We start from the raw sequence: 12,434 nt of genomic DNA on the forward strand, positions 1-12,434 counted from the left end.
GTCAAAAGCTCGTCGGCTTGTCGATGATGGATTTGTGCTTGCCCAGCGTGCCATGGGCGACCATCGAGCCGAGCGCCTCGACGACGACCCGCACACCGAACAGCGCGGTGATGTCGGAGGTGTCGTATGGCGGCGACACCTCGACCACTTCCAGCCCGCAAATACCAGGCGCCGAGACCAGCCCGAGCAGCTTCAATGCCTCGCGCGGCAGGAAGCCGCCGGGCTCGGGCCAGCCCGTGCCCGGCACGAAACCACAGTCAACACTGTCGACGTCGAAGGAAATGTAGACGGCGTCGGCGTCCTTCCACGCCAGCTCGAGCGCGATCTCCGCCGTCTTTTCCAGCCCCATCTGCTCGATGTCCGAAATCGTCAGCACGTTGGTGCCGCGCTTCCTGGCCTCGGCAACGCCGTAGCGGGGTACCTGCCAGCCGCCGATGCCAAGCTGCACCAGATTGGTGGCCGAGACGTTCGGCAGGTTGGTCGCCCAATACCAGGGCGTGGTGTGCATGCGCTCGTCGAGATCCTTTTCCTGGATATCGATATGGCGATCGAAATGGATGATGCCGATGCGCTTCGAGGTGACGTCGGCGATGCCGCGCACGCAAGGGAACCCGATCGAATGATCGCCGCCCAGCATGATCGGCAGCGCACCGGAGGAGGCGACATGGCTGACGCCCTTGGTGATTTGGTCAAAACTCTTTTCGAGATTGGCCGGAATGGTGAAGACGTCGCCGGCGTCGCACAGCGTCATCTGCTCGCGCAGGTCGACGCCCAGCTCGTAATTGTAAGGCGTGTAAAGTGCCGAGATACGGCGGATGCCCTGCGGCCCGAAACGGGTTCCCGGACGGTAGGTAGTGCCGCTGTCGAAGGGAATGCCCATGACGGCAGCGTCATATCGGCCGACGTCGCGGACATTCTCGACATAGGGCGCCTTGAGGAAGGTGTTGATTCCGGCGAAATGCGGCAGCTCGCCGCGCGCGAAGGTCGGGATAGACTTGTCGGTGATCGAATCCGATCCCGGCAGGCCCATGTTCAGCGCCCATTTCTGTTCCTTGCGCCAGCCGTCCTCGGGCAGCTTTCCTTCCGCCTCGATCGACCTCCAGCCCTGCATATCGCGGATCTCGAAGTTGGGATGGTGCAAGCGCTGGCGCGGCTGCCGATCAAATAGCCCGGCCCGGCGATGCCGGCGCTCTGGAACGTCTCTGTGCATGAAAAACCTCCGTTACGACGCCGTCGTCGCGATTGCGCTGTCCAGTCGGGCCGTCCCGACCATCGCGGCCACTTCGGCCACGTCTCGTGCGGAAGCCCGGCTCTTGCGGTCGAGCTTCAGATCGTAGGTGATCGTCGCGCCGTAGGCGGACGGAAACTGGGGATCATGGCGCACCTTGTCGAAGACAAGCACGCGGGTGCCGAGCTTGAAGGCCTCGCCGATGTCGTGGGTGACCATGACTACGGTCATGCCGTGCTCGGTCCAAAGCTCGGTGAGCAACTCGTGCATCTCGACACGAATGCCCGGATCGAGCGCTCCGAACGGCTCGTCGAGAAGCAGGATCTGCGGCCGGCCGAGCAAGGTCTGGGCGATCGCCAGCCGCTGCTGCATGCCGCCGGAGAGCGATGCCGGATAGAGGTCGCGGGCATGAGCGAGGCCGACGCGCTCCAGCATGGTCTCGGCTTCCTGTCTCGCGGCCTTGCGTCTGGCGCCGAAAACGCGGGCGAATGGTCCGCCGGAGCGGAAATCCTCGACCAGCAGCAGGTTCTGCAGCGCGGTCAGATGCGGAAACACCGAGTAGCGCTGGAAGACGATGCCGCGCTGCGGCGTCGGTTCCGGCACGATCGGCCGGTCACCGATGACGACCACGCCGCCGCTCTGCCGCTCTTGGCCGAGCAGGATGCGCAGGAAGGTCGATTTCCCGCAGCCGCTGGCGCCGACCAGAGACAGGAACTCGCCAGGCTGGGCGGTTACACTCACCCGCTCCAGCACACGGACATCGCCGTAGCTCTTTTCCAGGCCGTGGACGACGATGCGGCTCATTTTCCCGCCCCCTGATGCGCCCAGGGGGAAACCACGCGCGAGAGCCGCGCCAGCAGCCAGTCGGTGGCGACGGCGAGCAGCGTTATCCAGACGACGTAGGGCAGGATGACATCCATCGACAGGTAGCGCCGGACGAGAAAGATGCGGTAGCCCAGCCCCTCGGTCGAGGCGATGGCCTCGGCCGCGATCAGGAACAGCCACGCCGGCCCGAGCGCCAGCCGCACGCAGGTGATGAGGCGCGGCATGGTCTGCGGCAGCACCAGTCTCAGAACCATGGTCCAGCTGTTGCCGCCGAGGGTCTGTGCCTTGGCGACGAGCTCGGGCGGCAGTTCGGTGACCCGGTTGGCGATGTCTCGTACCATGACGGGCGCCACACCAATGGCGATCAAGGTGATCTTGGCCGTTTCGCCGAGGCCCAGCGCGATGAACAGGATCGGCAACAGCGCCAGGGGCGGGATAACGCAGACGACGGTGACGAAGGGCAGCACGAAGGCCCTGACGCGCGGGATGAAACCGATGGCAATGCCAAGCAAGAGCGCCGCCAGCGTCGCAAGGCCAACGCCCGCGAACAGCCTGACCAGGCTGGCATAGGTGTCGGCCCACAGGATCAGGTCGCCGGAACGCTTGTCCGGCACGGTCGCCAAGTCGAAGAACGCCAACCACATCTGTACCGCGGAGGGCAGCAGCTTGTCGTTGGCGTTGACGGCCAGCCGTTGCGCCGATGCGGCCAGATAAGCCACCGCAACGGCCGCGAACGGCAACGCGCCAAGCAACACCGCTCCGCCACGCGAGACGGTGGCGTTGATCAGGCGAAGCCGAGCCTTCGGCACGCTGGGGGGCGGGCTGGCTGAGTTCGCGCCTGCCCCAGCTTGTACGGCACCGGTTCCTCTGGCCAGCATGACGATCGGTCTTAGAGCATTCCGGCCGCCGCCTCCGCCATGAAGGCCGGGTCGAACCGCAGCTTGACGTTGCCGGCATCACCCAATGTCGAGCCATCGGGAAAGCTCATGCCAATCATATCGACGCTGGGCGCGTTGGTGCCCAGAATGCCGTGACTGAACAGGAAATTGCGGACGAGATCCATCGTCTTGGGCAACTCGGCGCCCTTGGTGAACGCGACCGCCTTGGCCGGCTCGAAGAACATCGCCGTTGATGCGAGCTGCGCATCGAAGCCGGCAAGATCGGTTCCGGACGCCTTGGCCATCTCTTCCTTGGCCGCTTTGCCTTCGGGCGTGCCGGAGGTCATCAACGCCATCGCTTCGTACCATGCGCCGACAAGCGCCTTGCCGAGCGCCGGATTATCCTTCAGCGTCGTGGTATTGACGGCCATCAGGTCGATGATCTCACCGGGGATCTGCGTCGAATCGAACACCTTGTGGGCGCCCGGCATGGCGACGATTTCCGAAACCAGCGGATTCCAGGTGACAACGGACGTGACATCGCTGGTGCCGTAGGCGGCGACCATGTCGGCGTCGGAGGTGTTGACCACCGTGATGTCCTTCTCGGCGAGCCCGACCGTATCCAATGCGCGCGCCAGCAAGTAGTGCGAGACCGAGAGCTCGACGAGATTGACCTTTTGGCCGGCAATGTCCTTGAGCGCGGTCTTGTCCTTGAGGATGACGGCATCGTTGCCGTTGGAGAAGTCGCCGACGATCAGCGCGGTGGTGTCGACGCCGCCGCCGGCCGGGATCGACAGCGCGTCCATATTGGTCATCGAGCAACCGTCGAAGCCGCCGGCGGTGTACTGGTTGATGCTCTCGACGTAATCGTTGATGCGGGCGATCTCGACGTTGATGCCGTATTTGTCGGCCCATTTCTTCATGATGCCGCTGTCGGCGAGATAGCCCCACGGCATCCAGCCGACATAGATCGACCAGCAAATCTTGAAGTCTTTCTTGGGCGCCGCTTGCGCGGCCGGAATGAAGGGAAGGCTGAGTGACGCGGCCAGGATGATTGCAGCCAGCTTGCGAAGCATTGCGTACCCCTGTTTTGCGGTCCGGATCGCGTCCGGACTTTTGTTGGGGGTTCACGGAGCGCGCATCCGGGAGAGGTTCGCGCCAGCAAACCCGTGCAGGGTTCTCCCGGGATTTTGGCCCGCCGTGTTCCGCCGGATGCCTCAGTGCATCCCTGGCGGCTGCGTCTCTCGGACCAGCACCGTGATCGACACGGCCGGAACCCTAGACGCTCTGCACGCCCGATACGAAGCAAGGGCCGTGCCAATCTGAAATGCGCCGGGTTGAGGCTGTTTTTCCGGGTTATGAAGGCGGCAGCGGCACGCCTATGGCGCAAAAATCATCGCAGCGCCGCCGAAATAAGCAGCATCGTGCCGTGCGACCGTCTCGGATGTTGCCTGGCCGCGCCTTCCCGCGAAATTTGAAAAGGCGTGGCGGCCGCCGCAAACTTTCGTGATTTTCCGGTACTTTGGCTTGGACATTATTTGATCGGCCACGTAACAAATCAGCGCCGAAGCACGAAAATCGGGGGAGTGGACTCTGTGACCGGCAAGGACGAGGCCGAACTCTCCGGGCTGTTCAGGGCCGCAATCGCGGGAAATGAAAGGGCGTATGCCGACTTTCTGCACCGGATTGCCGCTCTCGTTCGCGGCTTTGTCCGGCGCAAGATCGTACAGGGCGGGGTCGACCCCGAGGATGTCGTGCAGGAAACCTTGCTGGCCATTCACGTCAAACGGCACACCTGGCGCGAGGATGCGCCGGTTCTGCCGTGGGTCTATGCGATCGCCCGCTTCAAGCTGATCGACGCGTTCCGCAGGCGCGGGCGGCGCATCGAGGTCGAGATCGACGAGATCGCCGAGACTTTCGCTGAGCCGGAAGCGGAGACGGTCAGCGAGCGCGACATCGCCAGGGCCCTGGACGGCCTGCCGCAGGCGCAGCGCTCGGTGGTTTCCTCGATTTCGGTCGACGGGCATTCGATCGGCGAGACGGCCGCCAAGCTCGGCGTCAGCGAGACGGCGGTCAGGGTGTCGCTGCATCGCGGCCTTGCCGCGATCGCCAAAAGGTTCGGACGACAGTGACATGAGAACCGAGGACCTCATCAAGGCGCTAGACGCCGATGCAAGCAGCAAGGCGATGCCGCTGGGGCTGGCATGGTGGGCAGCCTTCGGCGTGGCGGTAGCGGTCGCGGCGGCGGTCTTCTTCATGACCATCGGTCCGCGGCCCGACATCATGCCTGCCATGCACACGATGCGCTTCATGTCGAAGTTCGTCTTCACGCTCACGCTCGCCGCCAGCGCTTTCGCGCTGATCCGCGCCCTGTCGATACCTGGCGCGGCAACAAAGCGGGCAATGGCCTGGATGGTCGCCGCGCCATTGCTCGTCGCGGTGGCGGTTATCCTGGAGCTTTTCGTCGTGCCCGAGGCCGACTGGGGCAGGCGGCTCGTCGGCTCCAACATGATGATCTGCATGAGCTTCATCCCGCTGATCGGCATCGGCCCCCTGGCGATCTTCCTCGGTATGCTGCGCTACGGCGCGCCGACGCGGCCGGTGCTGGCCGGGGCGGTCGCGGGCCTTTTGGCGGGAGGGTTGGCGGCGACGTTCTATGCCGCGCATTGCTTCGACGATTCGCCGCTGTTCGTCGCCACCTGGTACACGATCGCAATCGCCATCCTGACCGCGCTCGGCGCGCTTGGCGGGCGGCTATTCGTGCGCTGGTAGGATCGCACACCGATCCTTAATCATGCCGGCAATTGTTTGCCGGTTAGCGGAGCGGTCGGCCTCCCACGCAACCATTCCTTAAAATCGATCCGCCAGGGTTGTGGCAACGCGCAGTTGCGCATGGGGTGGGATCGCATTGTGGCGTGGTTGGGTTTGAAAGTTCCGCGGGCCAGCGAGCGCGCGGTGCTGGTCTTGATGATAGCCGGCATCGTTGCCGTGGCCGCATCGATTCTGTCGCCGAGCTTTCGGCTCAGCGTCGAGGAGCTCAGGCTCTGCCTGCAGCTGTCGATTGCCGCGATCGGAGTGTCGCTTTTCCTTTTCGCGCTGTTCATTCGCCGGATCGCGGCCGACCACCGGCAAATCGCCGAAAGCGAGCAGCGCTTCCGCCGCGCGATGGAGGATTCGGCGATCGGCGTCGCCATCGTCGGTCTCGACGGCCGCATCGTGCAGACCAATCCCGCCTTCGCCGCCATGCTCGGCTACAGCCGCGCGGAAATCGAGGCGCTGACCTTCTTCCAGATCACGCATCCCGACGATCTAGAACTCGGCCGGGAGACGATGGTCGCGCTGAAGGAGGGAAAGATCGATTCCTTCCATTTCGAGAAGCGCTACCTCAAGAAGGACGGCACTCCGGTCTGGGCGCAGCTTGCCGGCTCCGTCATCCGCGAAGAGGAAACCGGCAGGCCACTCTATCTCGTGTCGCAAATCGAGGACATCGATGCGCGCAAGCAGGCCGAAGCGCGCATCGCCGAAGCGGAGACCCGCTGGAACTTCGCGCTGACCAGCGCCGGACAAGGCGTCTGGAGCCTCGACATGCGCAAGGGCGGCACGACCTATTCCGAAACCTGGGTGAGGATGCTTGGCTATGACGATGGCGAGCTCGACGGCGATCCCGACCGCTGGCTGACGATGATCCACCCGGACGACCGCGAGCGCGTCGCCGAGGCGGACCGGGCGCATCTTGCCGATGAGACTTCCTTCTTCGAGGCCGAGTTCCGCATGCGCCACAAGGATGGCCACTGGGTGTGGATCCTGGACCGCGGCAAGGCGATCGAGCGCGACGGCGAAGGCCGGCTGATCCGTGCCATCGGCAGCCTGACCGACATCACCGAGCGCAAGGAAGCGGAAGAACGTCTCAAGGTCTCGGCGGCCATGCTGGCCGACGAGAAGGAGCGGCTCAGGGTGACGCTGCAGTCGATCGGCGATGCGGTTATCTGCACCGACGCCGCCAACCGCATCACCTTCATGAACCCGGTCGCCGAAAAGCTGACCGGCGTTACCGCCGGCGAGGCGCTGGGCAAGGTGCTCGGCCATGTCTATTGGGCGGTCGACGAGGAAACCGGGCAGAGGATCGGCCTGACGCGTCCCTCGGCCGGCGACCGTCAGCATTGCGACCAGAACACACGTGCCGTTCTCGTTCGGCGCGACGACACGCGCTGCAGCATCCGGCAGGTGGTGTCGCCGATCATGAACGACCGCAACGAGTTTTGCGGGCTGGTCATCGTCTTCCAGGATTTCACCGACGCGCGCGCCCTGCAGCGCCAGCTGGCCTATGCCGCGGCCCATGACGCGCTGACCGGGCTCGCCAACCGTTCGAGCTTCATCCGAACGATGGAGGAGCTGGTCGATCAGTGCCGTCTCAACGGCGGCGAACATCAGTTCATGTTCGTCGACCTCGATCATTTCAAGGCGGTCAACGACACAGGCGGTCACGCCGCAGGCGATGCGCTGCTGAAGCGCGTCGCTGACGCCATCCGCAATGTGCTTGGGCCGGAAGATATCGTTGCCCGCCTCGGCGGCGATGAGTTCGCGGTCATCCTGAAAGCCAGCGCGCAGGCACAGGCGGCAATCGCGGCGCGCTCGATCATCGACGCCATCCGCAACCTGAATTTCAGCTGGGACGGCCGCCCGCATTCGATCGGCGCCAGCATCGGGCTCGCATCGATCCGCGCCGGCTGCGGCGAGGTGGATGAGATCATCGCCCGGGCGGACGCCGCCTGCTATGCCGCCAAGGCGGCCGGACGCGGTTGCGTTTCGGCAGCACCCGACGTAGCCCCGAAGGAAGGGGTGACGTCTCTACCGCTCGCCGCGGCATCCTGAGCGCCGGAAAGCGCTCAATCGACGAGGATCAGCGCGTCGGCACCGGATGGTCGCCGCGATAGTCGTAGAAGCCTCGGCCGGTCTTGCGGCCGAGCCAGCCGGCCTCGACATATTTCACCAAAAGCGGGCAGGGGCGGTACTTCGAGTCCGACAGCCCCTCATGCAGCACCTGCATGATCGACAGGCAGGTGTCGAGGCCGATGAAGTCGGCAAGCTGCAGCGGCCCCATCGGATGGTTGGCGCCGAGCCGCATCGCGGTATCGATGGCGTCGACCGTGCCGACGCCCTCATAGAGCGTGTAGATCGCCTCGTTGATCATCGGCAGCAGGATGCGGTTGACGATGAAGGCCGGAAAATCCTCCGAGACGGTGATCGTCTTGTCGAGCTGCTTCACGAAGGTCTTGGCCGCCTCGAAGGTCTGGTCCTCGGTGGCGATGCCGCGCACCAGCTCGACCAGCTTCATCACCGGCACCGGGTTCATGAAATGTATGCCGATGAAGCGCTCCGGCCGGTCGGTCTGCGCGGCGAGCCTTGTGATCGAAATCGACGAGGTGTTGGTCGCCAGAATCGCTTCCGGATTGAGCTGCGGGCAGAGCTGGGCATAGATCTTGCGCTTGACCGTCTCGTCCTCGGTCGCCGCCTCGATCACGAGGTCGGCGGCGGCGAGATCGGCCATGGTGGATGCCGACGAGATGCGCGCCATCGCTTCGTTGCGCGCCTTCTCCTCGAGCTTGCCGGAACCGACCTGGCGAGCCATGTTGCCGCTGACGGTGGCGATGCCCTTCTCGATGCGGTCGGACGAGACGTCGTGGATCAGGACCTTGTAGCCGGCCAGCGCCGAGACATGGGCGATACCGCCACCCATTTGACCCGCGCCAACAATACCGATCGTCTCGATCTTGCTCATTACCCCGATCCCGTCTGGAGCGTTTCGCTTCTTCGAAGCGAAACGCTCCCATCTCATTGTTTCCCGCAATTCCGGACGCAAAACGGCTGCGCACTTTTCCTGGAACTGCTTTGAGCCTTCACGGCCTGCTTTTTGTGCAGCGCAAACTAAAAGGGCGGGGCGACTTCGTCTACCCCACCCTTTTCATTTTAATATGCCTAAGCAGAAGGCGTCAAAGCACCTTTTGCAGTTCCGGCAGGATGACGAAGAGATCGCCGACGAGACCGTAGTCGGCAACCTGGAAGATCGGCGCCTCCTCGTCCTTGTTGATGGCGACGATGACCTTCGAATCCTTCATGCCGGCGAGGTGCTGGATGGCGCCGGAGATGCCGACGGCGATGTAGAGGTCGGGGGCGACCACCTTGCCGGTCTGGCCGACCTGCCAGTCGTTCGGGGCGTAGCCGGCGTCGACCGCGGCGCGGGACGCACCGACGGCGGCGCCAAGCTTGTCGGCGACGGGCAGGATGACTTCCTGGAACTTCTCCGAGGAGCCCAGCGCGCGGCCGCCCGAGATGATGATCCTGGCCGAGGTCAGCTCCGGACGATCGGTTTCGGAGAGCTTGTTCTCGACGAAGGAGGAGAGGCCGGGGTTGGCGGCGGCGCCGACCGTCTCGACCGCAGCCGAACCGCCCTCGGGCGCGGCCTGGAAAGAGGCGGTGCGGACCGTGATAACCTTCTTGGCGTCGGTCGACTGCACGGTCTGGATGGCGTTGCCGGCATAGATCGGCCGCTTGAAGGTGTCTGGCGAGACCACCTCGATGATCTCGGACACCTGGGCGACGTCGAGCAAGGCGGCCGCGCGCGGCGCGACGTTCTTGCCGACCGACGTGGCCGGCGCGACGATGGTGTCATAGGAGCCTGCCAGCGAGACGACGAGCGCCGCCGTCGGTTCGGCGAGACGCTCCGAAAGCTCGTCGGCTTCAGCGAGCAGCACCTTGCGCACGCCCTTCAGTTTCGACGCGGCGTCGGCGGCAGCTTTGGCGCCCTTGCCGGCAACCAGCACGTCGATATCCGAGCCGATCTGGAGGGCCGCCGACAGTGCCTTGGCGGTCTGGTCGGAAAGGGTTGCGTTGTCGTGTTCGGCGATGAGGAGAATTGCCATTTTCCTGTTCCTTTCCTGACCGCTCAGAGCACGCCGGCTTCGTTCTTGAGCTTCTCGACCAGCTCGGCCACGCTCTTGACCTTGACGCCCGCCTTGCGGCCGCCCGGCTCCTCGGTCTTGATCACCTTGAGGCGCGGCTTGACGTCGGCGCCGTAGTCGGCCGGGCTCTTCTCGTCGAGAGGCTTCTTCTTGGCCTTCATGATGTTGGGGAGCGAGGCATAGCGCGGCTGGTTGAGGCGAAGGTCTGCGGTGACGATCGCCGGCATCTTCAGCTCGACGGTCTGCAGGCCGCCGTCGACTTCGCGCGTCACCTTGGCCTTGTCGCCGGCGAGCTCAATCTTCGAGGCGAAAGTGCCCTGCGCCCAGCCAAGCAGCGCCGCCAGCATCTGGCCGGTCTGGTTGGAATCGTCGTCGATCGCCTGCTTGCCGAGGATGACAAGGCCGGGCTTTTCGGCTTCGACCACGCCCTTCAGCACCTTGGCGACGCCCAGCGGCTCGGTCTGCTCGTCGGTCTTGACCAGGATGGCGCGGTCGGCGCCCATGGCGAGCGCGGTGCGGAGCGTCTCCTGCGCCTGCTGCGGGCCGATCGACACGACGATGATCTCTTCCGCCTTGCCGGCTTCCTTGATCCGGATCGCTTCCTCGACCGCGATCTCGTCGAACGGGTTCATCGCCATCTTGACGTTGGCGAGCTCGACGCCCAGTCCGTCGGCCTTGACCCGGACCTTGACGTTCGCATCCACAACCCGCTTCACGGGCACAAGGATCTTCATTTTCCTGTCACCTCTCCTGAGATAGTCGGGCGCGCTATAGCAGTGTGCGCCTGGTCAGAGTTGTCGAAAGCCGACATTCCGGGCGGAATATCCGTCCAGCGTGGGCGTTTCCGTAGTGGCGGCGATCCGGCGCGTCAATATGCACGACGCACTCAAATCGGTTCAGTCCCGAGGCGACGCGGCTCCGCGGCCCCGTTGCGGCGCCGACTGCGCCGGAGCTTCGGGCGTTGCCCCAGGTTCGGTCGGAACGGGCACCTGCTGGACATTCGGCGTGGGGTCCGGCTCGCCATCGGCGCCGGCAAGCAGCGGCACGCCCCGGCTGCGCAACACCAGCACGAGAACGGCGCCGGCGACGATGCCGCCGATATGGGTGGCCCAGGAAATCTGGTCCTCGCCGCCTGCGGCAAACATCACGATCTGGAACAGGATCCAGAGGATGAGGGGAATGAAGGCCGGGATGCGGAGCGGGATGCGGGCGAAGGCCAGCACCCAGACTTTAACCCTGGGATAGAGGATCAGGTAGGCGGCGACCACGCCGGCGATGGCGCCGGAGGCGCCGATCAGCGGCACTTGCGAATCCCAGGCTACCAAGCCCTGGAAAAAGGCGCCGGCGGCGGCGCAGGCGAGGTAGAAGATCAGGTAGCGGATATGGCCGAGCGCGTCCTCGACATTGTCGCCGAACACCCAGAGGAACAGCATGTTGCCGCCGAGATGGAAGATGTCGGCATGCAGGAAGGAATAGGTGAGGTAGCTGAGGCTTTCGGGAATGACGACGAATTCGGGCGACAGCTCGACCTTGTCGTGGACGACCGAGGGGATGAAGCCGAGGCCGAGCACCGCGGCATTGTTGAAGTTCTCGCCGCCAAGCGTGGTCGCGAGATAGACCAGGGCATTCGCCGCGATCAGGCCGATCGTCACATATTGCAGGCGGATGTGGCGCAGCCTGTTGGTGTCATAGAGCGGGATAAACATCGGACCCTCCCGCCATACCTGATTGTCAGCGGTTCTTGCCGGGAACCCATAGCACGTCGGCATTTCCGTTGTCATTGACCGCACGCGCGGCGACGAACAGGAAGTCCGAGACGCGGTTGACGTATTTCAGCGCCTCGCGGTTGACATGCTCGGCCGGGTCCTGCGCCAGCGCCACCATGATGCGCTCGGCGCGCCGCGCCACTGTGCGGGCAAGATGCAGGGCGGCCGCCGCCGGCGTGCCGCCGTTCAGCACGAAGGACTTCAGCGGCTGCAGATGCTTGTTGAGAAGATCGATATCGTTTTCGACGCGCTCGGTCTGCGCGGCGACGATGCGCAGCGGCTCGTAGTCGAGCGGCTTGCCCTCGTCCGGCACCGCAAGATCGGCGCCGAGGTCGAAAAGGTCGTTCTGGATGCGCGAAAGCATGACGTCGATCGCCGGATGATCCTTTCCGGTGTGGAGGCGCGCCATGCCGATACAGGCATTGGCCTCGTCGACCGTGCCGTAGGCTTCGACGCGCAGATCGGATTTCAGCCGCCGCTCGCCGCTGCCGAGACCGGTGGTGCCGTCGTCGCCGGTGCGGGTGTAGATCTTGTTGAGCTTGACCACGCCTTACCTCCTCGCGGCGAACGTCACTTGCGAGTGAACCAGACGGCCAGCAGGATCAGCGCCAGGGCCACGGCCTGCAGCAGAACGCGCGCCTGCATCAGCTTGTTGGAGGTCACGCCGGAACCGCCTCGCATCATGTTGACGAGGCCGCGGATCAGCACGACGACGACGGCGGCCATGACGACCAAAGCGAGGATTTTGAAGGTGGTTGCCATGGGCTGGCTCCGGTTC

At 64.5% G+C, this 12,434-nt stretch carries 13 protein-coding genes and 1 riboswitch; of the genes, 3 read left to right on the forward strand and 10 right to left on the reverse strand.

Going from position 1 to position 12,434, the window contains the following annotated elements:
* Position 1: 1 nt before the first annotated feature.
* The 4 genes from AC4FWB_RS08910 to AC4FWB_RS08925 form a co-directional block, all read right to left on the reverse strand.
* Positions 2-1,210, reverse strand: coding sequence for an agmatinase family protein (locus tag AC4FWB_RS08910; RefSeq protein WP_491025624.1), 1,209 nt, complete (start codon positions 1,208-1,210; stop codon positions 2-4).
* Positions 1,211-1,222: 12 nt separating this feature from the next.
* Positions 1,223-2,032 carry an ATP-binding cassette domain-containing protein gene (locus AC4FWB_RS08915; RefSeq protein WP_491025626.1) on the reverse strand — a complete coding sequence of 270 codons (810 nt, stop codon included), beginning with the start codon at positions 2,030-2,032 and terminating at the stop codon, positions 1,223-1,225.
* Positions 2,029-2,862 carry an ABC transporter permease gene (locus AC4FWB_RS08920; RefSeq protein ID WP_491025627.1) on the reverse strand — a complete coding sequence of 278 codons (834 nt, stop codon included), beginning with the start codon at positions 2,860-2,862 and terminating at the stop codon, positions 2,029-2,031. The genes AC4FWB_RS08915 and AC4FWB_RS08920 overlap by 4 nt, the downstream gene beginning before the upstream one ends.
* An 80-nt stretch (positions 2,863-2,942) precedes the next feature.
* Positions 2,943-4,007, reverse strand: a complete 1,065-nt coding sequence (locus tag AC4FWB_RS08925; protein ID WP_491025628.1) for a putative urea ABC transporter substrate-binding protein — start codon at positions 4,005-4,007, stop codon at positions 2,943-2,945.
* 101 nt (positions 4,008-4,108) lie between these two features.
* Positions 4,109-4,224: riboswitch (guanidine-I (ykkC/yxkD leader) on the reverse strand.
* Positions 4,225-4,526: 302 nt separating this feature from the next.
* Here AC4FWB_RS08925 and AC4FWB_RS08930 point away from each other — a divergent pair.
* The 3 genes from AC4FWB_RS08930 (at position 4,527) to AC4FWB_RS08940 (ending at position 7,803) form a co-directional block, all read left to right on the forward strand.
* Positions 4,527-5,063, forward strand: coding sequence for a sigma-70 family RNA polymerase sigma factor (locus AC4FWB_RS08930; RefSeq protein WP_491025886.1), 537 nt, complete (start codon positions 4,527-4,529; stop codon positions 5,061-5,063).
* Between the two features lies 1 nt (position 5,064).
* The gene (locus AC4FWB_RS08935; RefSeq protein WP_491025629.1) at positions 5,065-5,703 is read left to right on the forward strand and encodes an NrsF family protein; all 639 of its coding nucleotides are present in this window, start codon (positions 5,065-5,067) and stop codon (positions 5,701-5,703) included.
* A 153-nt stretch (positions 5,704-5,856) separates the two neighbouring features.
* Positions 5,857-7,803, forward strand: a complete 1,947-nt coding sequence (locus AC4FWB_RS08940; protein WP_491025630.1) for a PAS domain S-box protein — start codon at positions 5,857-5,859, stop codon at positions 7,801-7,803.
* A 28-nt stretch (positions 7,804-7,831) separates the two neighbouring features.
* Here the strand turns inward: AC4FWB_RS08940 and AC4FWB_RS08945 are convergent, their stop codons facing one another.
* From AC4FWB_RS08945 to AC4FWB_RS08970, 6 genes are all read right to left on the reverse strand, one after another.
* On the reverse strand, positions 7,832-8,710 hold the full coding sequence (locus AC4FWB_RS08945; protein WP_491025631.1) for a 3-hydroxybutyryl-CoA dehydrogenase: 879 nt from the start codon (positions 8,708-8,710) through the stop codon (positions 7,832-7,834).
* Positions 8,711-8,921: 211 nt separating this feature from the next.
* The gene (locus tag AC4FWB_RS08950) at positions 8,922-9,851 is read right to left on the reverse strand and encodes an electron transfer flavoprotein subunit alpha/FixB family protein (protein ID WP_491025632.1); all 930 of its coding nucleotides are present in this window, start codon (positions 9,849-9,851) and stop codon (positions 8,922-8,924) included.
* Positions 9,852-9,874: 23 nt separating this feature from the next.
* On the reverse strand, positions 9,875-10,624 hold the full coding sequence (locus tag AC4FWB_RS08955; RefSeq protein WP_337094644.1) for an electron transfer flavoprotein subunit beta/FixA family protein: 750 nt from the start codon (positions 10,622-10,624) through the stop codon (positions 9,875-9,877).
* 162 nt (positions 10,625-10,786) lie between these two features.
* Entirely contained in the window at positions 10,787-11,596 is an 810-nt protein-coding gene (locus AC4FWB_RS08960) for a rhomboid family intramembrane serine protease (protein WP_491025633.1), read from the reverse strand.
* A 25-nt stretch (positions 11,597-11,621) separates the two neighbouring features.
* Positions 11,622-12,203 carry a cob(I)yrinic acid a,c-diamide adenosyltransferase gene (locus tag AC4FWB_RS08965; RefSeq protein WP_491025634.1) on the reverse strand — a complete coding sequence of 194 codons (582 nt, stop codon included), beginning with the start codon at positions 12,201-12,203 and terminating at the stop codon, positions 11,622-11,624.
* A 23-nt stretch (positions 12,204-12,226) separates the two neighbouring features.
* Positions 12,227-12,418, reverse strand: a complete 192-nt coding sequence (locus AC4FWB_RS08970; protein ID WP_126097705.1) for a twin transmembrane helix small protein — start codon at positions 12,416-12,418, stop codon at positions 12,227-12,229.
* Positions 12,419-12,434: the final 16 nt, after the last annotated feature.

This window comes from Mesorhizobium sp. LEGMi-168a, assembly GCF_058312955.1.